Annotated in this window: 25 protein-coding genes and 1 pseudogene; 10 read left to right on the forward strand and 16 right to left on the reverse strand. The window is 62.1% G+C overall.

Annotation, left to right across the window (positions count from 1 at the left end):
• Positions 1–12: 12 nt before the first annotated feature.
• The 3 genes from hydA to JAO85_RS12665 are packed head-to-tail and all read right to left on the reverse strand — an operon-like array spanning position 13 to position 4,018.
• On the reverse strand, positions 13–1,446 hold the full coding sequence (gene hydA, locus JAO85_RS12655; protein ID WP_202788190.1) for a dihydropyrimidinase: 1,434 nt from the start codon (positions 1,444–1,446) through the stop codon (positions 13–15).
• 8 nt (positions 1,447–1,454) lie between these two features.
• The gene (locus JAO85_RS12660; protein ID WP_202788191.1) at positions 1,455–2,681 is read right to left on the reverse strand and encodes a serine hydrolase; all 1,227 of its coding nucleotides are present in this window, start codon (positions 2,679–2,681) and stop codon (positions 1,455–1,457) included.
• A gap of 29 nt (positions 2,682–2,710) precedes the next feature.
• The gene (locus tag JAO85_RS12665; RefSeq protein ID WP_202788192.1) at positions 2,711–4,018 is read right to left on the reverse strand and encodes an MFS transporter; all 1,308 of its coding nucleotides are present in this window, start codon (positions 4,016–4,018) and stop codon (positions 2,711–2,713) included.
• 280 nt (positions 4,019–4,298) lie between these two features.
• On the opposite strand from JAO85_RS12665, the gene JAO85_RS12670 reads away from it, so the two are divergent.
• Positions 4,299–5,030 carry an aspartate/glutamate racemase family protein gene (locus tag JAO85_RS12670; protein ID WP_012838897.1) on the forward strand — a complete coding sequence of 244 codons (732 nt, stop codon included), beginning with the start codon at positions 4,299–4,301 and terminating at the stop codon, positions 5,028–5,030.
• A gap of 49 nt (positions 5,031–5,079) precedes the next feature.
• Positions 5,080–5,928, forward strand: coding sequence for a fumarylacetoacetate hydrolase family protein (locus JAO85_RS12675; RefSeq protein ID WP_003062724.1), 849 nt, complete (start codon positions 5,080–5,082; stop codon positions 5,926–5,928).
• Between the two features lie 87 nt (positions 5,929–6,015).
• Here the strand turns inward: JAO85_RS12675 and JAO85_RS12680 are convergent, their stop codons facing one another.
• A complete protein-coding gene (locus JAO85_RS12680) occupies positions 6,016–6,543 on the reverse strand; it encodes a GAF domain-containing protein (RefSeq protein WP_034390724.1) in 528 nt (175 codons plus the stop codon).
• An 87-nt stretch (positions 6,544–6,630) separates the two neighbouring features.
• Complete coding sequence (locus tag JAO85_RS12685) at positions 6,631–6,927, reverse strand: helix-turn-helix transcriptional regulator (RefSeq protein WP_012838895.1); 297 nt, start codon at positions 6,925–6,927, stop codon at positions 6,631–6,633.
• Between the two features lie 168 nt (positions 6,928–7,095).
• Here JAO85_RS12685 and cls point away from each other — a divergent pair, with 168 nt between their 5' ends.
• Together cls and JAO85_RS12695 are read left to right on the forward strand one after the other, a co-directional pair.
• Positions 7,096–8,535: a cardiolipin synthase gene (gene cls / locus JAO85_RS12690; RefSeq protein ID WP_003062731.1), complete on the forward strand. Its 1,440-nt coding sequence runs from the start codon at positions 7,096–7,098 to the stop codon at positions 8,533–8,535.
• Positions 8,535–9,386 carry an NAD-dependent protein deacetylase gene (locus JAO85_RS12695; RefSeq protein WP_202788193.1) on the forward strand — a complete coding sequence of 284 codons (852 nt, stop codon included), beginning with the start codon at positions 8,535–8,537 and terminating at the stop codon, positions 9,384–9,386. Before cls ends, JAO85_RS12695 begins: the two co-directional genes overlap by 1 nt.
• Positions 9,387–9,771: 385 nt before the next feature.
• Here JAO85_RS12695 and JAO85_RS12700 read toward each other — a convergent pair whose 3' ends face one another.
• The 3 genes from JAO85_RS12700 to JAO85_RS12710 are packed head-to-tail and all read right to left on the reverse strand — an operon-like array spanning position 9,772 to position 12,190.
• Positions 9,772–10,188, reverse strand: coding sequence for a PaaI family thioesterase (locus JAO85_RS12700; RefSeq protein WP_039050580.1), 417 nt, complete (start codon positions 10,186–10,188; stop codon positions 9,772–9,774).
• Positions 10,189–10,234: 46 nt separating this feature from the next.
• Positions 10,235–11,368 carry a thiolase family protein gene (locus JAO85_RS12705; RefSeq protein WP_012838891.1) on the reverse strand — a complete coding sequence of 378 codons (1,134 nt, stop codon included), beginning with the start codon at positions 11,366–11,368 and terminating at the stop codon, positions 10,235–10,237.
• Positions 11,369–11,389: 21 nt separating this feature from the next.
• Positions 11,390–12,190 (reverse strand): SDR family oxidoreductase, encoded by an 801-nt coding sequence (locus JAO85_RS12710; protein ID WP_179626413.1) that lies wholly within the window; start codon positions 12,188–12,190, stop codon positions 11,390–11,392.
• 116 nt (positions 12,191–12,306) lie between these two features.
• On the opposite strand from JAO85_RS12710, the gene JAO85_RS12715 reads away from it, so the two are divergent.
• Positions 12,307–13,251 carry a GlxA family transcriptional regulator gene (locus JAO85_RS12715; RefSeq protein WP_003062738.1) on the forward strand — a complete coding sequence of 315 codons (945 nt, stop codon included), beginning with the start codon at positions 12,307–12,309 and terminating at the stop codon, positions 13,249–13,251.
• Positions 13,252–13,675: 424 nt separating this feature from the next.
• On the opposite strand, the gene JAO85_RS12720 is transcribed toward JAO85_RS12715, so the two are convergent.
• From JAO85_RS12720 to JAO85_RS12735, 4 genes and pseudogenes are all read right to left on the reverse strand, one after another.
• A complete protein-coding gene (locus JAO85_RS12720; RefSeq protein WP_202788194.1) occupies positions 13,676–15,409 on the reverse strand; it encodes a methyl-accepting chemotaxis protein in 1,734 nt (577 codons plus the stop codon).
• Positions 15,410–15,823: 414 nt separating this feature from the next.
• The gene (locus JAO85_RS12725; protein ID WP_012838887.1) at positions 15,824–16,780 is read right to left on the reverse strand and encodes an AEC family transporter; all 957 of its coding nucleotides are present in this window, start codon (positions 16,778–16,780) and stop codon (positions 15,824–15,826) included.
• A 138-nt stretch (positions 16,781–16,918) separates the two neighbouring features.
• Positions 16,919–17,089 carry a nucleotidyltransferase domain-containing protein gene (locus JAO85_RS12730; RefSeq protein WP_164091450.1) on the reverse strand — a complete coding sequence of 57 codons (171 nt, stop codon included), beginning with the start codon at positions 17,087–17,089 and terminating at the stop codon, positions 16,919–16,921.
• A gap of 50 nt (positions 17,090–17,139) precedes the next feature.
• Positions 17,140–17,569 (reverse strand): annotated as a pseudogene (locus tag JAO85_RS12735) (RtcB family protein); the annotation flags it as partial.
• Between the two features lie 289 nt (positions 17,570–17,858).
• On the opposite strand from JAO85_RS12735, the gene sbcB reads away from it, so the two are divergent.
• On the forward strand, positions 17,859–19,298 hold the full coding sequence (gene sbcB, locus JAO85_RS12745; protein ID WP_054075064.1) for an exodeoxyribonuclease I: 1,440 nt from the start codon (positions 17,859–17,861) through the stop codon (positions 19,296–19,298).
• Positions 19,299–19,311: 13 nt separating this feature from the next.
• Here the strand turns inward: sbcB and JAO85_RS12750 are convergent, their stop codons facing one another.
• Complete coding sequence (locus tag JAO85_RS12750) at positions 19,312–20,199, reverse strand: LysR substrate-binding domain-containing protein (protein WP_034390711.1); 888 nt, start codon at positions 20,197–20,199, stop codon at positions 19,312–19,314.
• A gap of 185 nt (positions 20,200–20,384) precedes the next feature.
• Here JAO85_RS12750 and JAO85_RS12755 point away from each other — a divergent pair, with 185 nt between their 5' ends.
• Both JAO85_RS12755 and JAO85_RS12760 read left to right on the forward strand, forming a co-directional pair.
• Positions 20,385–20,810, forward strand: a complete 426-nt coding sequence (locus JAO85_RS12755) for a VOC family protein (protein ID WP_034390710.1) — start codon at positions 20,385–20,387, stop codon at positions 20,808–20,810.
• Between the two features lie 82 nt (positions 20,811–20,892).
• Positions 20,893–21,816 carry an amino acid ABC transporter substrate-binding protein gene (locus tag JAO85_RS12760; protein WP_202788195.1) on the forward strand — a complete coding sequence of 308 codons (924 nt, stop codon included), beginning with the start codon at positions 20,893–20,895 and terminating at the stop codon, positions 21,814–21,816.
• 36 nt (positions 21,817–21,852) lie between these two features.
• Here the strand turns inward: JAO85_RS12760 and JAO85_RS12765 are convergent, their stop codons facing one another.
• Positions 21,853–22,473: an N-methyl-D-aspartate receptor NMDAR2C subunit gene (locus tag JAO85_RS12765; protein WP_012838881.1), complete on the reverse strand. Its 621-nt coding sequence runs from the start codon at positions 22,471–22,473 to the stop codon at positions 21,853–21,855.
• A gap of 15 nt (positions 22,474–22,488) precedes the next feature.
• On the reverse strand, positions 22,489–23,718 hold the full coding sequence (locus JAO85_RS12770; RefSeq protein ID WP_012838880.1) for a nucleoside recognition domain-containing protein: 1,230 nt from the start codon (positions 23,716–23,718) through the stop codon (positions 22,489–22,491).
• Between the two features lie 134 nt (positions 23,719–23,852).
• On the opposite strand from JAO85_RS12770, the gene JAO85_RS12775 reads away from it, so the two are divergent.
• A complete protein-coding gene (locus JAO85_RS12775; protein ID WP_039050587.1) occupies positions 23,853–24,278 on the forward strand; it encodes a hypothetical protein in 426 nt (141 codons plus the stop codon).
• Between the two features lie 7 nt (positions 24,279–24,285).
• On the opposite strand, the gene JAO85_RS12780 is transcribed toward JAO85_RS12775, so the two are convergent.
• Positions 24,286–25,428 carry a PQQ-dependent sugar dehydrogenase gene (locus tag JAO85_RS12780; protein WP_202788196.1) on the reverse strand — a complete coding sequence of 381 codons (1,143 nt, stop codon included), beginning with the start codon at positions 25,426–25,428 and terminating at the stop codon, positions 24,286–24,288.
• Positions 25,429–25,616: 188 nt separating this feature from the next.
• Here JAO85_RS12780 and JAO85_RS12785 point away from each other — a divergent pair, with 188 nt between their 5' ends.
• Complete coding sequence (locus JAO85_RS12785) at positions 25,617–26,321, forward strand: YebC/PmpR family DNA-binding transcriptional regulator (protein ID WP_003053809.1); 705 nt, start codon at positions 25,617–25,619, stop codon at positions 26,319–26,321.

A 26,321-nucleotide genomic window follows, 5' to 3' on the forward strand; every position in this document is an offset into this window, starting at 1 on the left:
CGTGCTGAAGTTTCAGAAGCGGGCCTGGTGGCGCTTGGGCAGCAGTGTGGGCGCGCCGCGCTGCAGGAAGCGGCCGCTGCCGGCGCGGGCGTGGAATTGCTCGCCGTCCCAGACTACCTGTCCCGCAGACAGGGTGAGGCAGGGCCAGGCCTTGAGCTGCTGGCCTTCATAGGGCGTGTAGTCCACGTTGTGGTGCAGATCGCGGTTGCTGATGGCGCGTTCGCCTTCCTGCCAGACCACGAGGTCGGCATCGGCGCCGATGGCAATGCTGCCCTTGCGCGGATGCAGGCCGTAGACCTTGGCCGGGTTGGTGGAGGTCAGCTCCACGAAGCGGTTGAGTGTCATGCGGCCCGTCAGCACACCATGCGTGTAGAGCAGCGACAGGCGGGTCTCGATGCCAGGAATACCGTTGGGAATGTGACCAAAGGACACCTCCTCGCCATTGGGCTTCTTGCCTTCGGGTGAATCGTAGTTGAACGGCGCATGGTCCGATGAGAACACGGTGAACAGGCCGTCGTTCAGCCCGTTCCAGATCACTTCCTGGTTGGCCTGATCGCGCGGCGGTGGGCTGCACACGCACTTGGCGCCCTGGTAACTGTCATCTATGCCCAGATCCTCGGCGCTGAGGAACAGGTATTGCGGGCAGGTCTCGGCCATGATGTTCATGCCGTGGGAGCGGGCCCAGCGGATCTGCTCGACGGCCTCGCGGCCCGAGACATGGACGATGAGAATGGGCACATCGGCAAGCTCCGAGAGCGCGATGGCGCGGTGGGTGGCTTCGCGCTCCACCAGCATGGGACGAGAGACCGCGTGGTAGCGCGGAGCGGAGCGGCCGCTGGCTTCCAGGCGCTTGGTCAGCCACTGGATGCAGTCGGCGTTCTCGGCATGGATCATGGCGGTGGCGTCGTACTTGCGCGCCACGTCCAGCACGTCGAGGATCTGGCCGTCGTTGAGCTTCAGATCGTCATAGGTCATGTAGATCTTGAAGGAGGTATAGCCTTCGCGGATCAACTGGGGCAGTTCCTTCTCCAGAACTTCGGGGGTGGGGTCGCTGACGATCATGTGGAAACCGTAGTCCACGTGGGCTCTGCCGTCGGCGCGACGGTGGTAGTCCTCCACGGCCGCGCGCAGCGACTGGCCCTTGGCCTGGGCCGCGAACGGAATCACGGTGGTGGTGCCGCCGCAGGCTGCGGCGCGCGTGCCGCTGTCGAAGTTGTCGGCCATGCGCACCGGCGGTTCCATGGGCTGGTCCAGGTGGCAGTGGGCGTCGATGCCGCCGGGCGTGACCACGCGGCCGGCAGCGTCATATTCGCGGGCGCCGGCGGGCAGGTTGGCGCCCAGCTGGACTATCTTGCCGTCGCGAATGGCTATATCGGATTCAAAGATGTCGCTGGCGGTGGCAACGCGCGCATTGCGCACTACGAGATCAAATTCGCTGGATTTCATGCTGAATATCAGAGTTTCGGGGTGTCGGTAGGGTCTGCCGGTGCTCCGGACTTGCCCTGGTGTTGTGATGCGAGTTCGAGTTCGCGCGCCAACGCCTTGTGGCGGGCGGGCGTGGGTTTGGCATGGGCCTGGTTGCTCAGCGCGGGCAGCACGTAGTCATTGACCATGCGGCGGATGGCCAGCACGTTCCGGGATTCGCGCAGGCCGCCTTCGATGGGCAGCATGCTGGTCATGACCACCACGGCATTGCGCTCGGGCAATACCACAATGAACTGGCCCTTGAAGCCCATGGCGTGGGTTTCGGGCTCGGTGGCGACGATGTCGTTGATCCACCAGCAATAGCCATACCATGGCGCCGAGGCGGGCGCGGTCATGGTCCGGACCCAGGCCTGGGAGACGATCTGCTTGCCGTCCCAGCGGCCGCCGGTCAGCACCAACTGGCCTAGCTTGGCCATGTCCACGGCGCGCAGGCGCAGCCCCCAGCCGGAGGAGACCAGGCCTTTGTCGTCAGCCCGCTCCCAGGTGTAATGGCTCATGCCCATGGGCTTGAAGAGTCTCTCCTTCGCAAAGTCCTGCAGTGGCATACCGGCGTCGGCCCCCAGCGTGGCGCTGGCCAGGATGGGGTTGACGTCGGTGTAGTCGAAGCTCGTGCCGGGCGCTACCTTGGGCGTGGTTTCGGCCGCCAGCTTGAGACGGTCGGGGGCGCCGTAGTAGATGGGGTCGTCGGTGGGCTTGAAGTTATAGACCAGGCCCGTGGACATGGACAGCACATGCCGCAGTTCGATGGATTGCTTGTCGGAGAAGGCGTCCTGGAGGTCGGGGCGGGCCTTGGCCAGGATGGGCGCCACTTTCTCGTCGAGCTTGCTGCGGCCCTCGTCCACCAGAACGCCGGCGGCCAGGGCCGTCACATTCTTGGTGATGGAGTACAGCTCGTAGTTGTGGTTGCGCGTCAGGCCCTGGCTGTAGCGCTCATAGATCAGCTTGCCGTCCTTGACGACGAGAAAGCTGCGCACGTCGAGGTTTTCCTTGCGGATCATCTCGGACAACTGCACCAGAGGGCGCGAATCCACGCCTACGGACTCGGGGGCGGCAGCAGGGAAATCGGGACTCGCCTGGACGGCGACGGAGTTGCGGCTGGCTGGCGTGGCGGCATATGCGCTCAGGGTAGAGGCGATGGCCGTGGCGCAGGTCAGGGCCACGGCTTGGCGTGTGGGCAAGGGCATGGGGTTCTCCATCAAAGTGTCCAGGCGAGGCGGGGCGGTACTTAGACCGGGATCTTCTTGCTGTAGTCGATCACGATCGACGAGCAGACGAAGAGGCCTGCGCCCGCAGCAGCGAAGAGCATCATGGCCATGTCGTAGGAGCCGGTGGCCTGCACGATCACGCCCACCAGAATGGGTACGCCGATGCCGGCGAAGTTGCCGCCCAGGTTCATGACGCCACCCAGGAAGCCGACGCGCTTGCGAGTGCCCAGAATGGAAGGAACGCACCAGAACAGACCGCACCAGCGCAGGAAGAACAGCGTTACCGACAGCAGGATCACGATGGTCACGGGGTCCTTGAAGCGGGCCACGTTGTAGATGGCGACGGTGGCGATGATTGAGGCGATACCGAACAGCGTGCGCAGCACCTTGGCTTGCGAAGCGCCCGCAGCCTTCCACTTGTCGGCAATCCAGCCGCCGACCATCTCACCGACGAAGCCGGAGAAGAACATGATGAACACGGCGCCGCCCATCTGCTTGATGTCCATGCCATGCACCTTGGACAGGTAGGTGGGCATCCAGGTCAGCAGGCCGTAGAACAGCGCGTTGAAGCACATCCAGCCGAAGAACATGCCCCATACCGAGCGGTACTTGAAGAAGTCCATCACCTTGCCGCTGGCATGGGCGGGCTCGGCGGCGAGGTCGGCGGCATGTGCTTCCTCGATGAAGGCAGCTTCGGCTTCATTGACGCCGGCGTGCTCACGGGGATGGTTGCGGATATACCACCAGGCAAAGACACCCGCGATCATGGTGCCAACGCCCGCGACGACGAAGGACACGCGCCAGGAGTCGAAGTGGGTCAGCAGGCCGGCGATGATCAGCGCACCCAGGGCGGCACCCAGAGGTGCGCCACCGTCCAGCAGTGTGGCGCCGCGGCCGCGTTCGTTCTGGGTCATCCAGATGCCGTTGAGCTTGCCGCCTGCGGGGTAGATGGGGGCCTCGGAAGCGCCCAGACCCAGACGGGTGATCAGCAGCGACACCCAGCCGGTGCAAGCTGCGGCGATGGCCTGGAAGAAGCCCCAACCCAGGGTGGAGCAGACGATGACCACGCGTGGGCCGAAACGGTCGGCCAGCATGCCGCCGGGAATCTGCATGAAGGCATAGGTCCAGAAGAAGGAACTCATCAGCAGGCCCTGAACGGCAGGGCTGAGATCGAACTCCTTGGCGATCATGGGCATGGCCACGGACAGCGATGCGCGGTCAATGTAATTGACCGCGATCAGGAAAAGCATCATCAGGAAGATCTTCCAGCGCACCTTGGTCGGCGCTGCCGCCGCCTGTGGCGCGGCAAGTGTGGTGGGGTTTTGCATCTCGGGTCTCGCTCCATCGGTTGGTTGATTGTTCGATGTGAGGTTGAAATCTAAATGTCGACAATATTGTCAACAATATCGTAAACACCTATTTGGGAATTTTTCTCTGAAATATGCTCTGAGGCGAAAGGCGGTGACGAAGTGAAGATTTTCTTGACAAATAACTTTGAGCGATTGGATTTTGATTTATTGTCAACAATACTGTTGACGTTTGTTTGGGTGAGGTGAACAATGCCGGCCAACCGGTTTGCCGGTTGGCCATACAACGGAGACAAGCAAGATGACTGCAACTACGACATGCCTGGGCGTGCTCACGCCTTCTTCCAACACCGCGCTGGAGCCTCTGACCAGCGCGCTGGCTGCCAGTGCTGGCAACTGCTCGGCCCATTTTTCGCGCTTCACGGTGACTGAGATTTCGCTGGCCGAGGGGGCACTGAACCAGTTTGACGACAGCAAGATCCTGGCCGCCGCCGAGCTGCTGGCCGATGCCAAGGTGGACGTGATCGGCTGGAGCGGCACGGCCGCAGGATGGCGCGGCTTTGAGACCGACATGCGGCTGTGCGAGCGTATTACCGAGCGCACCGGCATCAAGGCCACGACGGCCATCCTGGCACTCAATGAGCTGATGGAAAAGCTCTCCGTGAAGAAGCTGGCCATCGTCAGCCCGTACACGGCGGACGTGCAGCAATGCATCGTCAACAACTACCGCGCCGCAGGCGTCGAGACCACGGCAGAGCGCCATCTGGACATCTCGGTCAACCACAGCTTTGCGCTGGTGGAGCCCGAGCAACTGCTGCAACTCATCGGCAACGTGATCGAAGAAGGCAAACCTGACGCCGTCGTGACTTACTGCACCAATTTGCGCGCTGCGCACCTGGCCGAAGAGGTGGAGCGCCGTTGGGGCGTGCCGCTGCTCGATACCGTGAGTACCACGGTCTGGGGCATGCTGCGCGCGGCCGGGCGTGATCCTTCCGCCGTCAAAGGCTGGGGCCACCTGTTCGATATTGCATGATGAAGGCCTTAGAGGGCGACACTGACCGATTCATAAGGAGACAACCATCGTGAAACTGCTTCGCTATGGCAGCGCGGGTGCGGAGCGCCCGGGCGTGCTGGACGCCGACGGCGTGCTGCGTGATGCATCGGCCCTGGTGCCCGATTGGGGCCCGGGCCAGCTAGGTCCCGATGCGCTGGAGCGCATACGGCATACGGACTGGAGCCGTTTGCCCAGGGTTGACGGAACGCCACGTCTGGGTTGCCCCGTGGCACAGGTGGGCAAGCTGGTCTGTGCGGGCCTCAACTATGCTGACCACGCGGCCGAGGCCGGACTGCCAGCGCCGGCCGAACCCGTGCTGTTCATGAAGGCCGTGACGGCGATCTGCGGTCCGGGCGATGCGGTGCAGATTCCGCAGGGCGCGGACAAGGTCGACTGGGAGGTGGAGCTGGGCGTTGTCATCGGCAGCCGCGCGCGGCGCGTGACCGAGGCGCAGGCTCTGTCCCATGTGGCCGGCTATCTGTTGGCCAACGATGTGTCCGAGCGCGGCTGGCAATTGGAGCGTGGCGGCACCTGGACCAAGGGCAAGAGCCATGACACCTTTGCGCCGCTGGGCCCCTGGCTGGTGACGGCCGACGAAATTACCGATCCGCATCGCGTGGGCCTGTGGCTGGAAGTCAACGGCAAGCGCATGCAGAACGGCAGTACGGCCAACTTCATTTTCAGCCTGCCCACGCTCATTTCGTATATCAGCCAGTTCATGACGCTGGAGGCCGGCGATGTGATTCTTACCGGAACGCCTGCGGGCGTGGGCCTGGGACAAAAGCCGCAGCCCGTCTTTCTCAAGCCCGGCGATGTGGTGCGGCTGGGTGCCGATGGGCTGGGCGAGCAGCGCCAGGTCTGCGTGGCAGTGAACTGACGCAGCTTTTTCCCGGAGAGCTGGTTTTTAGAGCTTTCCGGGAGAAGCCGGGCCGGAAGGCGTGCGCTTTTCTTCGGCTGGCTGGAGCTACTGGGCCTGCTTGATATCGATTCGCCTGGCCGTGATCCTGGCCACGCATTCGAGTTTTTGCAGGTCCTTGGCCGTCAGGCTTTCATCGGCCGCCTGGCTGAAGCAGCACAGCGTGCCGTAGACCTTGCCGCTGGCCAGCACGATGGGCGTGCTCAGATGGGCGCCCACGCGAAAAGGAGTTGCAGGCAGCTTGGCAAAGGCAGGGTGGCTGGTCGCATCCTGGACCAGGCCGGGCAGAATGCCGTCGAGCACGCACTGGCAAAACGACTCTTCCAGGGGACCGCCGCCGCCAGTGGCAATCAATTCCTTGCCGGGGGCGGTATCGACATGCTGGAACATGCGCTGGCCGTTGCGGATCTCGGAGACAAAAATCACCTCCATATTGAGGTGCTGGCGCAGCTCCTGCAGGACCAGGCGCACGTTTTCATCGACCAGTTCGTCACTTCGATCTGCCGTGGCCAGCAACAATTCACTGACCTGTACCTCCAGTGCCTCCGGTGCGTAATCCCAGTTGTGAATCGCCATCTCTCAAATCTCTGAATGTCGCGCAAAAAAACCTCGGGCCATTGTGGCCGAGCAAACAGGGTTCTCAAGTTAACAATACGTAAGACCTCATAGCGAATCCTGGTCGGTCACAGGACTGGCGATGCGGTCGGCTACAGCCGTCTGGCCGGTCTGGGGCTGAATCAGTGCCAGCACCTGGGCGTGCAGCTCGGCCGGCACGGCGATCAGCTCCATATTCAGCACACGGGCCATTTCCTGCAGAGTGGAAAAGCGCGGGTCTACATCGCCGGTTTCAGTGCGTTGTACGGCCATGCGTGACAGGCCGGCACGTTCGGCCAGATCGGCCTGGGTGATGCGGGCGGCCTTGCGGGCCTGGGCCAGAGTCGTGATGAGTTCGGAAATCATGCGTATCAATATACTCTTTGTAGCGCGGTACAAAAGCATGGCGCCTGCTGGAGGGTGTTTCCCCCGGGCAGGCGGGTCGCCGCAGTCTGCCATGCCGCTGCCATACTGCGAGGGCATGGTGGCGATGGTTCATCGAACAACAGGAGTGTGCAATTGGACTGGATAGCAATGCAGCTGAGCCACGAGAGCGTCAAGCTCTGGCTGTCCGTGGGCTGGTCGCTGTATGTCGTCGTGGTAGGCATCTGGATTCTGCTGCAGCGCAGTCAGCCGATTGCCACACTGAGCTGGCTGTTGTCCATGGCTGCGTTACCTGTGGTGGGTCTGCTGGTCTATTACTACTTCGGTCCGCAACGCATGAAGCGCCAGCGTATCAAGCGGCTGCGCTCGCGCAAGCGTTCGCGTGTGCGCAACAGCATGCAAAAACTCAGGGAACGCATTCCGGCCCAGCAGGAGCGCCTGCGTCAGGTGGCACGGCTGGTTGGCATGACCAGCGATTTCCCGGTCAGCACGGCCACTTCCATGCAGTTGCTGGTGGGGGGCGCGGCGACCTTTGATGCGATTGCCGAGGCCGTGAGCGCAGCACGCCACCACGTGCATCTGGAGTACTACATCTACGAGCCCGATCAGACCGGCACGGCCTTGCGTGATCTGCTGATCGAGAAAGCACGTGCAGGCGTGCAGGTGCGTTTGCTGGTGGATGCTCTGGGCTCCAAGAAGCTGGGGCGAAAGTTTCTGGAGCCGCTGCAGCAGGCCGGGGCTGAAGTACTGCGCTTTCACGATGCCAAGATAGGGCGGCGGCTGCGACCCGTGGTCAACTTCCGTACCCACCGCAAGATTCTGGTCTGCGATGGAAAAGTGGGCTTTACGGGCGGTGTGAACGTCACCGATGAAGAGAACGAGCGCATTTGTGACGATGCTTATCATGACGTGCATATCCGGGTCGAAGGCTCCGTCGTCAACTGGCTGCAGACAGTGTTTCTCGAGGACTGGGCCTACACCCGCAGCGACGATCCGCACCGGCTGCCCAACGATCTTGATGATCTGCTGCCAGATTGCGAAGACGGCCCCATCCCCATGCAGGTCGTGACCTCGGGGCCTGACGACCAGCTGGACGCCATCTATCGCTCCTATCTGGCGGCCATCAACGCGGCACAGCAACGCATCTTGCTGACCACGCCTTACTTTGTGCCGACCGAAGGCGCGCTGACGGCTCTCACCAATGCTGCACTGCGCGGTGTGGAGGTCCGCATTCTGGTGCCGAAGAAGTCTGATTCGCTGTTGGTGACGGCCGCTGCGCGCTCCTATTTTGACGAGCTGATTCGCTGTGGAGTGCATATCTATGAATATGCGGCCAGCATGCTGCACTCCAAGACCTTGGTGGTCGATGACAATATGGCGATGATCGGCACGGCCAATTTTGACTATCGCAGCTTTTTCCTCAACTACGAGGTCTGTGTGATTGGCTACGGGCCAGAGCTGAATCAGGCCATCGCTGCGCAGTTCGAGGCTGACCTGGGCCAGGCTCGAATGGTGCAATATCGCAGCGAAAAAGGTCTGCGGCGACGGCTGGTCGGTTCCGTGGCCCGATTGACATCGCCGCTGCTGTAATGAGTGAAACCTTGAACCATTGTGTGGATGCTCTGGCGCTGTGGCGCCTGCAAGACTGGCTGCATGCGCACCCGCGTGTGGTAGTCATTGGTGGTGCCGGCTGCAGCACCGAAGTCGGCATCCCTGACTACCGGGACCGCAACGGACAGTGGAAGCGCCCCCAGCCCGTGACCTATCAGGCCTTCATGGGCGATGTGCTGGTGCGTCAGCGCTACTGGGCGCGTTCCATGCTGGGCTGGCGCGTAATGGGTCAGGCGCGGCCCGGTTCCGCCCATCAGGCACTGGCGCGACTGGAGCAGCAAGGCCGGCTGGAGTTGCTGATCACCCAGAATGTCGATGGCCTGCATGATGCGGCCGGCAGCCTGAACATCGTGGACCTGCACGGGCGCATCGACACCGTGCGCTGCATGGACTGCGACAAGCGCTCTGCTCGTGCCGATCTGCAGCAGCGGCTGCTGGCGCTGAACCCGGCCTGGGTTGAACGGTATGCAGCACCGGCGCCCGATGGCGACGCCGATCTGGAAAACCAGGACTTCAGCCGCTTTGTCGTGCCGGCCTGCCCACATTGCGGAACAGGCCTGATCAAGCCCGATGTGGTGTTCTTTGGCGAGACCGTGCCGCGTGAACGCGTGCAGACCTGCATGGCGGCAGTGGCCAGGGCCGACGCCGTGCTGATCGCAGGCTCTTCATTGATGGTCTATTCGGGTTACCGTTTTGCGCTGGCTGCACATGAGCAGGGCAAGTCCATCGTGGCCATCAATCAAGGCGTGACAAGGGCCGATGCATTGCTGGCTTTCAAGGTAGAGGCCGATGTGGGTCAGGTCCTGATGGGCCTGATCGAGGCAAGCTAGCTCACTCCCCCCGCGCCTCGTTGAAGTAAAGGATGGTGGCATGCCTCTGGTGTCGCCGATCACGGTCTCGAGTTCGGCGCCACCGGTCTGGTGGAAATCGTGGCACAGCAGCGGCGCATGGCTGCGCTTCATGAAGCGGCGGGGAGTGCCAAGAGATTTTGTGTGCCGCCATAGAGCCGCAGCCCCAGCGTGAAACTCATGGCGGAGCTCGCGTTGAGCGCATAGCTGCCGGAATGTACGGTGCAGGTATTCTGGTTTCTGCGAGTTCGGGGAGCGCGTCTTGCGCGTCGGCTCAGTTGACTTTCGCACTTCCGTTTTCACCCTGGGAGCCATCGATTTCTGTCGGATGTTTTAGGCTGCCGACTCAAACGCGGCAAGGACCTAGTCACCAGAGCACGATCTGCGAACAGCGGAATAGCGATAGCCTACGCCCCTTGTCATCGAACAAGGTGGCCGACCACACCTGCGTTGTCCTCCCCAGATGTTCGGCCACGGCCTCCACGTGCAAGATTCCTTGCTTCGCAGTACCAAGGAAGTTGGATTTCAGCTCCAGTGTCGTGAATCCTTTCGCGCCCTCCGGTAGATGCGCCAGGGTCGCATAGCCGGCGCAGGTGTCGGCCAGCATCACCTGCGTGGCGGCATGTAGAAAGCCATTGGGAGCCATCATCCACGGCGCAATAGTCAGCTCCATGGTCATGCGGCCTTCGGCAAGTGCCAGCGGCCGCGCGCCAAAGGTATCGGGCAGTGTGCCGCGCTGGCGTTCAAGCAGACTGTCCAGGGTTTCGGTGCTACGGAGCATCATGGTTTCCTTGAGTGGAGTTGAAGTCCTGGTCTCTGTCGATACGAGCTCACAGTCTCTCCAGCACCGTAGCAATACCTTGCCCACCGCCGATGCATTGGGTGGCCAGGGCATATCGTCCCTGCCGTCGTGAAAGCAAGGCAGCTGCCTTGCCCGTGATGCGCGCACCAGTGGCGCCAAGTGGATGACCGATGGCCAGTCCGCCGCCGTCAATATTCACGGTCGCCATATCCAGGCCGAGGTCTCGGATGCAGGCCAGCGCCTGTGACGAAAAAGCCTCGTTGATCTCAACCACGTCCAGATCGGCCACAGTGAGACCGGCACGGGCCAGCGCCTTGCGCGTGGCAGGGATCGGGCCTATTCCCATGATCGCTGGGTCCACTCCCACGGTCGCGAAGCTGCGGATGCGCGCCAGTGCCTGCAGACCATGGCGTTCGGCAAAATCGTCTCGGGTGACCAGCACGGCCGCAGCGCCATCGGTCAACGGCGACGATGTGCCCGCCGTGACCGCGCCATCAGGCCTGAAGGCGGGCTTGAGCCCGGCCAGGGCCTCCAGTGTGGTGGCAGGGCGTATGCAGCCGTCGGCATCCAGCAGCTCTCCGTCCGGTAAAAGAATGGGCACGATTTCGTCGACCAGCAGACCCTGGTCGCGGGCAGCGGCGGCTTTCAGATGGGATTGCAGCGCCAGCAACTCCTGGTCGGCGCGGTTTACCTTCCATCTCTGCGCTACGTTTTCCGCCGTTTCGCCCATTGAAATATAGGCGTCGGTATTTGCCTGCAACAAGGGGTTCGGGGAGAAGTTGAAGCCGCCCTGCGGAACCATCGTCATGGACTCCACGCCCACACAGAGGAAGGCGTCGCCCATACCGGCCTCGATCTGCGCTGCGGCAATATGCACGGCCTGCATCGACGAGCCGCAAAAGCGGTTCACGGTCATGCCGCCCACGGTTTCGGGCAGGCCGGCCAGCAGGCCGACGATGCGCGCCAGATTGTTGCCTTGTGCGGCCTCGGGGTAGGCACAGCCGAGGATCACATCCTCCAATAGTGCAGGATCCAGGTCGGAGCGCTTCAGCAAAGCCTGCACAACCTGGGCGGCCAGCGTGTCCGGCCGGACCTCGGCGAGGCGGCCTTTGCGGGCGAATTGGAATGGCGAGCGTGCATAAGCTGCAATAACGGCTTTCATGACTTGGGCTCCTTGCGATGGTCAGTGCGCGGCGGCGTAGCGCTGGGCGACGATGTTGCTGGACAGCTGGCCTGCCATAGCTCGGCGTGCGGCCTCATAGGCATCCCACTTCTCGCCAGCATGCAGCGAGGGGATGGAGACCTTTTCTCCTCGCTCAAACCCCAGCAGTGCTGCATCGACGAGGTCTTCGGCGCTCATCACGATGCTTGCATCCAGGTTCTCTACCGGCAATCCACCGATGGCCCAGAAGTCCGTGGCCGTAGCACCAGGCAACACTGCCTGCACCCGAACACCTTTGTCGGTCAACTCATGCTGAAGAGACTGACTGAACGCCAGCACAAAAGCCTTGCTGGCACCGTAGACGCCATTCAGGGTCTCAGGGGAGATGGCGACGATGGACGCAATGTTGATGATCGCTCCGCGTCCACGAGCCACGAAGCCAGGAGCCGCCGCATAGGCCAGCCGCATGGGCACCGTGGCATTCAGGTCGACCATGCGGGTCATCTTTTCAACGTCGCTGTGCAGCAAGGGGGTATGTGTGCCCATGCCCGCGTTGTTGACCAGCAAGGTGATGCTGGCGTCCGTGCGCAATTGCTCTTCCACGCGTGCCAGTTCATTGCGGTCGTTCAGGTCGGTTGGCAGGACTTCTACCGCACGGCCGGTGCGAGTGCTGATGCTGCTCGCCAGCGCGTTCAGCTGTTCGCGGTTGCGGGCGACCAGGATCAGGTCATAGCCACGCTGAGCGAGCTTTTCTGCATATAGCGCACCGATGCCGCTGGATGCCCCGGTAATGAGGGCGGTACCGAGATGGGTTTGTGCCATGGTGAAACTCCTTGAGGTTGATGGATGTTGTCCATGGCCTGAATGGTGCGATGTGCGGGGTTTGTCGTAAATGACGTATATAGTCATGAAAAAGGACATTGGAAAGGACGTTTCTTATGCACCGCATCGGTTACATGCTGCCGGAAGGCTTCCAAGTCATGGCGCTGGCCACCCAGGCTGTGTTCGAACTCGCCAACCTGATGGTGGAGAAGCCCTTTTATGAGGTGGAGACCTATGCGATGAGTGGTACGGCCCGAGCTTCGGCAGGACTTGCATTGCAGGCAAAGCCCCTCACCGCACACAGCAGGGCAGACACCTGGCTGGTTGCGGGCAACCTCACTCCAAGGGACGTCGCTACGGCACCGGAACTGATCCGGCTGCTGAGCAAGGTGGCGGTATCCGCGCGGCGCGTGGCCGGTCTGTGCACGGGCGCTTTTCTGCTGGGCGACGCGGGCCTGCTTGACGGGCGCCGCGCCACCACGCACTGGTATTGGGCCGAGGCCTTGCAGCAGCGCCACCCACAGGCGCAGATTGAGGCCGACCGCATATACATCGCCGACGGACCGATCTGGACCTCTGCCGGTATGACAGCGGAGATCGACCTGGCGTTAGCGCTGGTGGAAAAAGATCTGGGCGCGAAGGTTGCACGGTCGGTTGCACATCGCTTGGTCATGCACCAGCGCCGCTCGGGAGGACAGTCACAGCATTCGGAGATGCTCAAGCTGGCACCCAAGTCAGACCGTATCCAGCAGGCGTTGGAGCATGCACGGCGCAATCTTTCTCAAGCACTGAGTGTGGAAGAGCTGGCCGAGGCTGCCAGCTTGAGTCCGCGCCAGTTCAGCCGGGTGTTCACGGCCGAGACGGGCCAGTCCCCTGCCAAAGCCGTGGAGGGCCTTCGGCTAGAAGCCGCGCGGCTGATGATTGAGGGCAGTCGGCATCCGCTGGAGGTGATTGCTCGGGAGACAGGTTTTCGTGACCGGCGCCATATGCGCGAAGCCTTCCTGCGTGGCTTCGGCATGCCGCCACAGGCCGTACGGCGCGAAGCTCGGGTGGAACTGTAAAACGTCTGTGCACGTTCCGTGAAACGCGTAACTTGCACCTTGCGTGGAGCGACCAGCGGGACCCCGAGCCAACGGCCATGATGGCAATCTGTGAACTGCGAAGTACCGCCGCAGCCGGCGGGATATGCGAGTACTTGGATGTCTGCTCTAGTGCGGGGAGGCGGTTCCCCCAGAATCCCGATCTATCATCGTCTCGAATAAAAACAGAGTTGCTGTCAGAGGTGATGACTGGCGGGCATCCCGTAGGGCTGGCCGTTGTAATGTTCCCAAGGAGCCACTGGCAGCAGGTCCTGGTGTGTGGAGTTGCTCATCGTCTACGCATATCTGCGCCAAGTACTGAGTTATGCAACGACACCGATAGGTTCAAAAAGCGGCAGGCTTGACGCCTCACCGCCTTTGCTCACGGATCCGCTCGGAAGCCCCTTCAAAAAGTTTCCCAGTCATCGCCATTCTTATTCGTGGCCTGCTGTGTTCCAGCGATAGCAACCGGGCGACGCAGCACAGGGGATTTGGTGGCCATGAGGGGCTTTGGAGGCGACTCCGATACCTTTGCCACTGTGGCCGTTTTTGTCGGGTTGACCGACGCTGCCTGCATTGCGGCAGAGGCATGTTGCTCGTGCTCTGACAACGTGAAGACTGCCACCGCTTCGACCAGCGACTGTGCTTGGTTGTGCAAGCTGCTGGCTGCGGCGGCCATTTCCTCGACCAAGGCTGCGTTCTGCTGCGTGGTTTGATCCATTTGGGTGACGGCTTCCCCAATCTGGGCCATGCCCGAGCTTTGCTCATGGCTGGCAGCGCTGATTTCACCCATGATATCGGTGACGCGCCGAATGGCTGTGACCACACCGGTCATGGTCTCGCCAGCTTTGTCCACGAGCAAGGAACCCTGCTCCACACGCTGGACACTGGTGGTAATGAGCTGCTTGATCTCCTTGGCGGCCTCAGCCGAGCGTCCAGCCAGAGCCCGGACTTCGCTTGCCACCACTGCAAAGCCTCGTCCTTGCTCGCCGGCGCGGGCAGCTTCGACGGCGGCATTCAAAGCCAGAATATTGGTCTGGAAAGCGATGCCATCAATGACAGCGATGATGTCGGAAATCTTGTGGCTGCTTTCATTGATGCTCTTCATGGTCTCCACTACCTCTGCGACCACTTCACCGCCCTGTGTAGCCACAGAGGATGCATTCACTGCCATCTGATTGGCCTGGCGTGCGTTGTCGGCATTCTGTTTGACCGTAGCACTCAACTGCTCCATGGACGCAGCAGTTTGCTCAAGAGCACTTGCTTGCTCTTCTGTGCGGCTGGATAGGTCGTTATTGCCCATGGCGATCTGAGCGCTGCCCGAAGCAACTCCCTGAGCATTGCCGCGCACCGCCGACACCGTGCTCACGAGGCTGTGTTGCATGCGTTGCAACGCACTCAGCAGTTGACCGGTTTCATCCTGAGACTTCACCGTGATCTGGCCGCTGAGATCACCTCTGGCCACTCGGTCGGCTGCTGCCATGGCCTGGGACAGGGGGCGGGTGATGGAGCGAGTGATCGTGATGGCAAGGGTCACCGCTAGAAGAATGGCGATTGCACTTGTCGCCAACACTTCCTGGAACAGGTTGTCGGCAGCAGTTTCTGCCTTCTGGCTGGCCACGTCGGAGCTTTGGGTCTGGTGATCCAGCATGCTGCGGATGACCCGCTGATATTCGAGCTGGTTGGGGCGCAGCTGGGTTTCCAGCAACCTCAGCGCTTCATCTCTTTGGCCCTGATCGATCAGTCCAAGATATTCATCACCGGATTTGAGGAAGGCCAGACGGCGCAGCTTCAGTTCCTCCAGCAGCGATTGGCCCAGGCCCGAGTGAGTGTGCTTGCCCAGGGAGTCCATTTCTGCAGCCAGCTCCGTGCGGGTCTTCTGAATCATGGCACGTGCCGAGGTCTGGAGCGTCTCCGTGGAAAAGATCGCGAGGTTGCGGAACTGAATCGCCTGTTCATTGGCGCCATCCGTGATGGTGTTCAGAGTGCGAATGATCGGGATTTGTTTCTGGGTGATGTCGGTGAGGGCTGAGCGCTGAGTCGACGACCCCCAAAGTGCAACCCCTCCCAGCACTAGTATCAGCACCATCAATGTCATGAACGAGAAAGTCAGCCGGGTGGAAATTTTCAAACGATCCATTTCGCGCGCCTCCTTTAGCAGCCAATGCCTTCGGTTTGAGAGCTCGTGTCAGTTTGTGTCCATGCACTCAAATTGTAACTTTTTGCAAGTTCCAGAGGCACCTTTTTATGAGTGATTGCGGTTTCTGAGCGACAGAGCCCGAGTCCTTGCCTTCTTCCTCCTTGCCGAACCGTATGAGCGCTGTTTCCTGTCTACAGATTTGCGTCATCCCGTCCTGCACTTTGGCGTAGCCGCCCGGACGCCAAAGCCAAGCTTTTCTTCAGGGCAGGTCGAGATCTGCTCCAACTTTCGCTGGCCGGCTCCTGACCGGATCACTGCCATGTTTCAGCCAATGCCGGAGTGCCATGCGCCGGCAGAGCAAGACCGAGCTCCGATCGAGTCAGGGTGGATATGCGCCGAGGACTACCTTGATGACTATGTCCCATGCAAGACGTGCAGCAGCATCAGCAGCAGCGGCATGGTCACCAGGGCCAGTAGTGTGGAAAGGGCAATGCTGGCCACCACCTCATCCTCGGCAACCCGGTAGCGCTGGGTGAAGAGCAGTGCGTTGGCACCCACAGGCAAGGCCGAGCAGATCAGCATCACGCCCATGGCCGGGCCGCGCAGCTGAAGTGTCCAGGCGCAGACGAGAAACACAAGTGGGTGCACCAGCGATTTGACCAGCGTGATGCGCATCGCGGGTCGCCAGTAAGCTCCGATCCTGGTGTAGGCCAGCGTGATGCCGACGAGCAGCAACGCCATGGGGCCCATGGCCGAGCCCAGCATCTTGAGTGAGGTATCAAGCACGTCAGGCAGAGGCCAGCCGGTCAATGACCACAACAGGCCAGCCAGAATCGGCAAAGGCACAGGGTGGATGATGCTATTGCGCACTGCCTGCCAGACAGTGCGCCCCATGGACCGTTTGTTGTGGGTGTCGTCCGCATGTTGTTCACGGGAGGATGCCAGCTCGAACACCATGGTCGCGGCCGTCAGCAATACCAGGGCATGCACCGAGATCAGGGTGAACAGCGTCACCAGTCCCTGCTCGCCAAAGGCCAGGCCCACGAGCGGTACGCCTATCATGGCTGCATTGCTGAACATGCTGGCCAATCCGCGCGCTGCAGCCAGCGTGTTGAAGCCGTAGACCAGCATCGTTGTCACGAACACGATGATGGCTGATAGGAAATACACGCCAATCGGACGGTAATCCAGTTCGCCGACATGGACCTGAGCCATGGTGCGAAACAGCAGTGCAGGCAGAAGCAATAGGAACACAAGGTTGGACATGTCCTTGACTGCTGCCTGCCGCACCAGCCCGACACGCGCCAAGCCAAACCCCGTACCGATCAACGCAATCACCGGTAGTAGTGCCGCTATTGCGGAACCATTCATTCAACTCTCCAACAAAACCGAATCGCTGCTTGCACCTTGCTCCAAGCTTGAGCATATGCACTTCTCGGGCGCTGAGCTTAACTCTTGTGCCTACTCGTTTTCAGAGCCTGCATCCTCTGCTCGCTATCGCACAACCTGCTAAATGAGCAAGTCTTGGTTGCTATTGGGCGAGGTGAAGCCCCAGCCTGGCTTGCCCGACTCTCCGGCAAGCAGCACCGTCATATCGTGCCTTTGTTGGAGTGCGGCGGCGCGCATGACTTCCAATAGCAGGTGCGCACCCGGAATGGCTTTCTGTTCAATGGCTTGCACGATGGACCTACTTTCTGGCAATGAGGCGTGAGTCCATGTTCCCGCCTCATTCAACCCTTGACGCTGAGGGTATGGTGCACTTCCACCAGGTCCTTCTGGGCGGCCATGACGGCATCGATGTCCTTGTAGGTCATCGGGATCCCGTCGATCATACCTTTCTTGGCCTTGATCCGATCGGCCACCGAGTGCAGCTTCTTGGCCTTGGTGCGGCGCCTCACGCGGCCCGCGCCGTGGCTGCAGCCTTCAAAGCTCTCGGGGGTGTCCAGGCCGTGCACGATGTAGATGCACGCGCCCATGCTGCCGGGGATGACGCCCGTATCGCCGCGCCTGGCGCTCACTGCACCCTTGCGGGTGATGAATACATCCTCGCCAAAGGCGACGCTCCTTCTGCACATCGTTGTGGTGGCAGTTCATGGCTTGCGCATGGCCTGGCAGGCACCTGGCGTGCGGTGGTATCAGGTTGGCCGTCATCACTTTCTGTTTGACCGCTTGCAGCTGCAGCCCGTCATCACCGTCTGCCGCGCATCGACCACGCTGTCCGATGCAGGCCGCAAGTTGTTTGACCAGGTGCGCCAGCAAAAAAAACCTGGTCAACGATGCAGGCCGGCTGCGCAAATTTCTGCATAAATTGGGTTTGAATTGGGAATAGCTCAAACAATCATATTGATAGCTGCTTGCGTTTTATCCATAAGCGTTAAAGGCCAAAAAGGGCTTTAAGTTGATGGACTGAGCCGCAAGCTGTGCCGGTTCGCAGGCATACTTCGAGCCCATGGCTCATACCTTCTTCTGGCACGACTACGAAACCTTTGGCGCCCAGCCGCGCTACGACCGTCCCGCGCAGTTTGCGGGCATACGCACGGATGACCAGCTCAACGAAATCGGCGAGCCCGTGATGTGGTACTGCCAGCCGGCCAATGACTATCTGCCAGACCCGCAATCCTGTCTGATCACGGGGATCACGCCCCAGCGGGCGCTGGAGGAAGGGGTTGCCGAGCATGAGTTTGCAGCGCTGATCGAGGCCGAGCTGGCGCAGGCCGGCACGGTGGGCGTGGGCTACAACACCATTCGTTTCGACGACGAGATCACGCGCTTCATGTTCTGGCGCAATCTCATCGACCCTTATGCGCGCGAATGGCAGAACGGCTGCGGCCGCTGGGATTTGCTCGACGTGGTGCGCATGGTCTATGCGCTGCGTCCCGAAGGCATTCAGTGGCCGACCAAGGAAGACGGTACGCCCAGCTTCAGGTTGGAAGACCTGGCCCGCGCCAATGGACTGCTGCACGAGCAGGCCCACGATGCGCTGAGTGATGTGCGCGCCACGATTGCTCTGGCCCGACTGATTCGCGAAAAGCAGCCGCGCCTGTTTGACTTTGCCTTTGGACTGCATAAAAAGGACGGCGCTCTGCGCGAGATGGGCCTGCCCGCCACGCAGGAGCACGCGCGCCCGTTTCTGCATGTGACCGGCATGATCAGCCCCGCGCGTGGCTGTCTGGGCGTGATGTGGCCGCTGGCCACCCATCCCACCAACAAGAACGAAGTCATTTGCTGGGATCTGGCGGCCGACCCGGCCGAGCTTTCGGGCATCAGCATCGAAGAGCTGCGCCTGCGCCTGTTCACGCGTCAGGCCGAGCTGCCCGAGGGCGTGACCCGCCTGCCCATCAAGAGCATCCACGTCAACAAGTCGCCCATGGTGGTGGGAAGCCTCAAGACCCTGAGTCCCGCGATGGCCGAAAAATGGGGCGTGGACATGGAGCTGGCGATGCAGCATGCGGCGATTGCCCGCGACCTGCCCGATATGAGCGCGCAGTGGAAGGCCGTCTTCACGCGCGAGGCTGGCGAGCCGCTGGATGCCGACCAGGATCTGTATGGCGGCTTTGTGGGCAATGAGGACCGTCGCCGTCTGGAGCGCATCAAGCGCCTCTCGCCCCAGGAGCTGGCGCTGGACAAGACCGGCTTTGACGATGCACGCCTGACAGAGCTGGCCTGGCGCTACCGTGCGCGCAATTTCCCTCAGACGCTCGATGCCGGGGAGCTGCAGCGCTGGGAGCAGCACCGCGCCGCCTGCCTGATCGAAGGACAGGGTGGGGCGCGCACGGCGGAGCAGATGTTCACCATGATCGATGCGCTGTCGGAATCCGTGGACGAGCGCGGCGAGGAGATTCTGGGCGATCTCTACGACTACGGCAGCAATCTGGTTCCCGAAAGCTGAGCGTAGCCGCGCATCAGCGCTCCTGCGGCAGGCTGCGCCTGGCAAGCTCGGCGAGCAGGGCGATGAGCACCCGCGCCGGCTCGCTCAGGTGCCGCTCGGCGCGATGCACCAGGCCCACGTCGCGGTGGAAGGTGTGCGCCCCCAGGTCGATGGCACGCACGGCCGCAGGCCAGCGGCGCTGCGCCGCGGTCTGGGGAACCAGGGCCACGCCCACGCCGTTGGACACCAGCCTGACGATGGCCTCCAGCTCGTCGGCTTCGCACACCTCCTTCAGCGTGAAGTGCATGCTGCGGAGGAAACGGTCCACCTGACGGCCGCCGAACGAGGCCCGGTCGTAACGTATGAAGGGCTGGCTGGCCAGCAGCTCGGCCCAGTCGTCGCCCCGGGTGGCGCGCGGCACCAGCAGCCGGAAAGGCTCGTGCGCCAGCGCCGTCCAGCGCAGATCGCTTTGCAGCGCAAAGGGCGGGCGTATCAGCGCGGCCATGTCCAGCTCGCCCGCATCCACCAGATTCATGAGTTGCAGCGACACGCCGGGAATGATGCGTGTTCGGCATTGGGGGAACTGCCGGTGGAGTCTGGCCAGCGCATCGGGCAGCAGGGAGCGCTGCAGCGATGCGATGGAGCCCAGCTGCACGGAAATGCTGGCGGGCTGACCCTGTCCCGAAGAACCCAGGTTGGCGTACAGCCGCAGCAGCTCCTGCGCCTGCAGCAGCACCTGCTGCCCCATCTTGTTCAGGCGGGCCGTGCGGCCGATGCGGTCGAACAAGGCGAACCCCAATTCACTTTCCAGGCGCTGCATTTGCGCGCTGACGGCGGCCTGCGTCAAACCGATCCGGTCGCCCGCCGCGGCGAAGGTGCCTTCGCGGGCCACGGCGATGAAGGTGTTCAGCTCTTTCAACATTCATAAATTTTATTTGTGAATTTGAGAAAAATATATTGATTTTGTTTTTTATCAAGGATTTTTACGATAGCTGCAGTCTCAGGCATGCGCCGGCCCGTAGCGACGCCGGACATCGAGGTCCGACGCAGCCAGGCCTTGCCTGCAGGCTTTTCCCCCGACCCCATAACGATTTCCGGAGTTTCCCCATGAGCCTGTCTCCCTTTCACTTGGCCATTCCCGTGTATGACCTGTCCGCGGCGCGCCGTTTCTATGGCGAAGTGTTCGGCCTGCCCGAAGGGCGCTCCAGCACGCAGTGGGTGGACTTCGACTTCTACGGCCACCAGCTGGTGATTCACGAGCATCCCAAGACTGTCTCCCAGGACAGCGCCCACACCAATCCGGTCGATGGCCATGACGTCCCGGTGCCGCACTTCGGCATCGTGCTCGGATGGCCGCAATGGGAAGCCCTGGCCGAGCGCCTCAAGTCCTTTGGCACCGAATTCGTCATCGAGCCCTATATCCGCTTCAAGGGCCAGGTGGGCGAGCAGGCCACCATGTTCCTGCTCGACCCCTGCGGCAATGCGCTGGAGTTCAAGGCTTTCAAGGACATGAGCCAGCTGTTCGCCAAGTAGGCGGCGAGATGCGTCCGGGCCTGTTCCCGCAGCGCCCGCAAAACGGTGTTTTTCTCCAGGCAAGAACAAAAAGGATTGAACGATGAAAGTCACATTGAGCCATATCGTCATGGGTGCGGCAGCCTGCCTGGCCGGCGCAGCGCAGGCCGAGACGCTGGACAGGATCAGGGATACGGGTGTGGTGACCATGGGCGTGCGCGAGGCCTCGGGCACCATGTCCTACACCCTGGGCAACGGCAAGTACGCGGGCTTCCATGTGGAGCTGTGCGAGAAGGCGCTGGCACGCATGCAGCAGCAGTTGAAGCTGCCGCGACTGGAGATCCGCTACCAGATGGTGACGGCGCAAAACCGCGTGCCCCTGGTCGTCAACGGCACGGTGGATGTGGAATGCGGCACTACCACCAACAATGCTGCGCGCCAGAAGGAGGTGGCGTTCGCGCCCACGGTCTACATGGAGGAGGTGCGCACGGCAGTGCGCAAGAGCTCGGGCATCACCGAGGTGGCGCAGCTCAAGGGGCGCAAGGTGGCCGCGACCACGGGCGCCACGGCCGTGACCCTGCTCAGGCGCTTTAGCAAGGAAAAGGGCGTGGACTTCAATGTGCTGATGGCCAAGGACAATGCCGAATGCTTCGTCCTGCTGGAGACGGGGCGCGCGGATGCCTGCGTGGCGGACGGCCAGATCCTGGCGTCGGGGCTGTCGCGGCTGCGTGATCCGGGGCAGTACGCCATCGTGGGCGAGTCCTTCAGCGTGGAGCCCATTGCCATCATGCTGGACAGGAAGTCGCCTGAATTCAAGAAGCTGTTCGACGCCCAGATCCGCGAGATGGCATCCAGCGGCGAAGTGGCCGCGCTCTACGACAAGTGGTTCATGAAGCCCGTGCCACCGACGGGAGTGGCCATCAATCTGCCGGCATCGGAGGCGACGCGCGCTGCCTGGGCCGCTCCCAGCGACAAGCCGCTGGAGGACTATGTGGCGGTGCGCCTCGTGGTGGGCCGCACGCAATAGCGTCAGGCCATGGCGCGAATGACGACGCCCGCCCGTCTAGGCCACGGCCCGCTGCAGATTGCTGCGGGCCTGCTGCTCCAGCAGGGCGTGGAAGTGCGAGGTGGCGTAGATGGTCTTGCGCTGAAGAAAGCCCTTGAGCACCTGCCTTCGCTTGAGCGCATAGATGGGGCGCGGCACCCAGGCGTATTCGGCCCGCACCTGGGTGTCGTACTCGGCAAACCGGCTGGGGGCGGCGCCGAGGATGGCCAGGTCGATGTCCACGAGCAACCGGGCCTCATCGTCTTCGGGCGTGGATTCATGACAGGTGGCCATGATGAGGGCGTGCACGCGCCGGCAGGTGGCCTCGCCCACGCCGTTGTCGTCCAGGACCTGGACAGCCCAGCGTGCGCTGCGCAGTTCATTGTCCTTGCCCTTGACGTCGTAGACGGCGTCATGGAACCAGAGCGCGATCTCCACTTCGCCAGGGTGCCGGGCCTGGTACGCCACGGTTTCGAAATGCGCCAGGCATTCGCTCAGATGCTGCAGCGTGTGATAGTGGCGCTGCGGCTCGGCGTAGGAGGCCAGAATGGCCTGTTGCAGGCCTTGGGGCGGCGTGGCGTGAAGCGCCTGCCAGGCTCGCCGCCAGGAGCGCTCTAAGAGGGGGTCTGAAGCTGTCATGCGGTTTCCCGGACATCAACCAAAAAAGCGATAGCAAACCACGATGGCCGCCACCACGCCGGCCAGCTCGGCCACCAGCGCGCAGGGCACGGCATGGCGCGCGCGCTGAATGCCCACGGCACCAAAGTACACGGCCAGCACGTAGAACGTGGTTTCGGTGCTGCCCTGAATCGTGGCTGCGGCCAGAGCCGCAAAACTGTCCACGCCCTGGCTTTGCATGGTCTCAATCAGCATGGCGCGGGCCGCACTACCCGAAAAGGGTTTGACCAGCGCTGTGGGCAGGGCATCGACAAAGCGGGCGTCCACGCCCAGGACGTCCACCGTCCAGCGGATGGCCGACAGCGCATATTCCAGTGCCCCCGAGGCGCGAAACACGCCCACGGCGCAAAGCATGGCGACCAGATAGGGCAGCAGGTTCCTGGCCACATCGAAGCCCTCCTTGGCCCCCTCGATAAAGCTGTCGTACACGGCCACCTTGCGCAGCGCGCCCAGGCCCACGAACAGCACGATCAGCGCAAACAGAGTGAGGTTGCCCATGAGCGAGGAAAGCTGGGCCAGCGCCGCCGCGCTGAGCGTGGCCAGAAAGGCCATAAAGGCTGCCAGCGCCAGCCCCACGGGCAGCAGGTAGGCCAGCACCACGGGACTGAACAGGGGCAGCCGCTGCATGAGTGCGACGCTGAACAGGCCCACCAGCGTAGAGGCGGAAGTGGCCAGCAGAATCGGCAGGAAGACCAGCGTCGGATCGGCCGCACCCTGTTGCATGCGGTACATGAAGATGGTGACCGGCAGCAGCGTCAGCGACGAGGCATTGAGCACGAGAAACAGAATCTGCGCATTGGTCGCGGTGTCGGGCTGCGGGTTCAGCTCCTGCAGAGCACGCATGGCCTTGAGGCCCATGGGCGTGGCAGCGTTGTCCAGCCCCAGCCCGTTGGCAGCAAAGTTCAATGTGATCAGGCCCAGTGCTGGGTGACCGCGCGGCACCTCGGGCATGAGCTTGGCAAACAGCGGGCCCAGCATTTTTGCCAGCCATTCGACCACGCCCGCCTTTTCTGCGATGCGCAGAAAGCCCAGCCACAGCGTGAGCGTGCCAAACAGCAGCACCATTACTTCGACCGACAGCCTGGCCATGGCAAACAGAGCCTGCACCATGGATGAGAACACATCTGCCTGACCGCCCAGCAGCCACTGCGCGAGCGCAGCAGCCGCTGCCACGAGAAAAAAACCGAGCCACAAGGCATTGAGCATATAAGCGCCTGTTCTGTACTGCTGCCGATTGTGGCGCGAAACCGGGGCTGCAATGGCACACTGTGGCTCCTTGGTTGCCCGGGTGAGCATGGCGGGCCCTCAGATGTTTTGAATCAGACAGGGACAGTGGACGGATGACAGCAAAGCAAGTTCTCTGGGCGCAGCCCTATGGCAAGGGGTTAGCCCTGTTGATGTGTCTGTTCGGTTTTCTTGGCCTGATGAGCGGATGGATGTTGCTGGAGGCCGACTTTTCCGACGGCTGGCGTACTGGCGCCAGGATTCAGTGGGCGCTGGTGTTGCAGGCCATGCTGGCGCTGAACTCGGCCATGTGCTTCACGCTGGTGTGGCTGCTGTGGACGCGCAATCGCGCGGCTTTGCTGCTGGGCGCTCTTTACGTGGCGCTCGGCGTGGTCAGCCAGGCTGGCATGTTCTGGTATGTCAGCAGGCTTGGCAGCCAGGTCGATATGCTGTCGCTGGGCTTGTGGCTGGGAGAGGCCATCTTCTGGCTCTGCATAGTGGGCTATCTCTACTGGCTCAAAAGCCGCGGCGTGCTGCGCTGATCCGAGCTCAAGGCGTTGCCAGCACGCGCATCAATTGCCCATTGGATGAATCGGTGAGCAGGTACAGCAGGCCGTCCGGTCCTTGGCGCACATCGCGTACGCGCTGGCCCAGGCGTGGCAGCAGCACTTCAGTGGCGGTGACCCTGCCATCGGCAATCTGCAGGCGCTGCAGCTGCATGGCCTTGAGCGCACCCGTGATGAAGGAGCCTTTCCAGGCCATGCCATAGCGCTCGCTGCTCAGATAGGCGAGCCCCGAGGTGGCAATCGACGGTACCCAGTAATGCCGGGGTTGTTCCATGCCCGTCTTTTCGGTGATGCCGGCACCGATCTTGCCGCCGCCATAATTTTCGCCATAGGTGATGACGGGCCAGCCGTAATTCTTGCCCGGCTCGATGCGGTTGAGTTCATCGCCGCCCTGCGGGCCATGCTCTGTCATCCAGAGTTCGTCATCCGGCCCCAGTGCGGCGCCCTGGCTGTTGCGGTGGCCATAGCTCCAGATCTCGGCCAGCGCATCGGGCCTGCCCGCAAAGGGGTTGTCGCGAGGCACGCTGCCATCCTTGTTGATGCGCACGATCTTGCCCAGATGGGTCTGCAGGCTCTGGGCCTCCTGCATGGCCTTGTAGCGCTCGCCCAGGCTCAGAAACAGCGAGCCGTCGGGCTTGCCGTTCACCTTGCGCTCCACGATGCGGCAGCCGAAGTGCAGGGCCGAGTCGATCTTGGGGCGCTGGCTGAATAGAATCTGCACGTTTTCCAGGGCGCTGGCGTCGGCTGAAAGCCGCGCTTTGGCCATGGCCGTGCTGTTCTTGCCTCGGTCTGGTCCCTGACCCGGTTCCGAGAAGCAGAAATAGAGCTGGCGGTTGCTGGCAAAGTCGCTGTCCAGCACCACGTCCAGCAGGCCGCCTTGCCCGGCTGCGGCGATGGCGGGAAGGCCTTTGAGAGGGGTGTTGAGCCTGCCCCCGGCCTCCACAATGCGCATGCGGCCAGGGCGCTCCGTGACCAGGTAGCGTCCGTCCGGCAAAAAGGCCAGTGCCCAGGGGTGCTCCAGCCCCGTTGCCACGGTTTGCGTGCCCAGCTCGGCGGCCGCCAGGGCTTGCGAGCCGAGCAGGGCCAGCACGCTGCAGCTCAGGGCTTGAACGGTGATGCGGTACATGTTTTCTCCTCTTCGGTGCTGGGCGACTGCGCGCTGTTTGCCTGTGTTTATGACCTGGGCTTGATGCAGTTTGCCGACAAAAGATTGCGCGCGGGTGTATAAATCCGGCTTTTGCTCGCCGCAGTTTTGGCGGGCGGCTTGTGTGTGCACAACGCAGGCTTGGACCATATTCAACAAGGAACGCAGCCATGGGCGCGCAATGGAAAGCAAAGGGCAAGGCGCTGGTCGCCGATGCCAAGGGTAAGCTGTTTGGCAAGCTGGTCAAGGAAATCATGGTTGCTGCCCGTCTGGGCGGCGGTGATCCTGCAGCCAATTCGCGCCTGCGCATGGCGGTGGAAGCGGCCCGCAAGGCTTCCATGCCCAAGGACACGCTGGATCGCGCCATCAAGAAGGGCGCCGGTGTTGGTGCCGACGCCGTGAACTATTCCAGCGTGCTGTTTGAAGGCTATGCCCCTCATCGCGTGCCCGTGATGGTGGAATGTCTGACCGACAATCCCAATCGCACGGCTCCCAATATGCGTGTCTGCTTCCGCAAGGGCCAGATGAGCGCCGTGGCCTGGGATTTTGACCATGTGGGCATGATCGAAGGCGAGCCTGAAAACGGTGCCGACGTTGAAATGGCCGCCATCGAAGCCGGCGCGCAGGACTTCGAAGCTGGTGAAGAAGAAGGCACCACCCTGTTCATTACCGATATTGCCGATCTGGACGCCGTGAGCAAGGCTCTGCCCGCGCAAGGCATCAAGGTGCTGTCGGTCAAGCTGGGCTACAAGGCCAAGAACCCCATCAGCATGAGCAGCCTGTCTGCCGAGCAGCAGGAAGAAGTGCAGGAATTCCTGGCCGGTCTGGAAAACGACGACGACGTGCAGCATGTCTACGCAGGTCTGGTGGACTGA

Origin of the sequence: Comamonas sp. NyZ500 (assembly GCF_016772095.1) — a bacterium.
Taxonomy (GTDB): domain Bacteria; phylum Pseudomonadota; class Gammaproteobacteria; order Burkholderiales; family Burkholderiaceae_C; genus Comamonas; species Comamonas thiooxydans.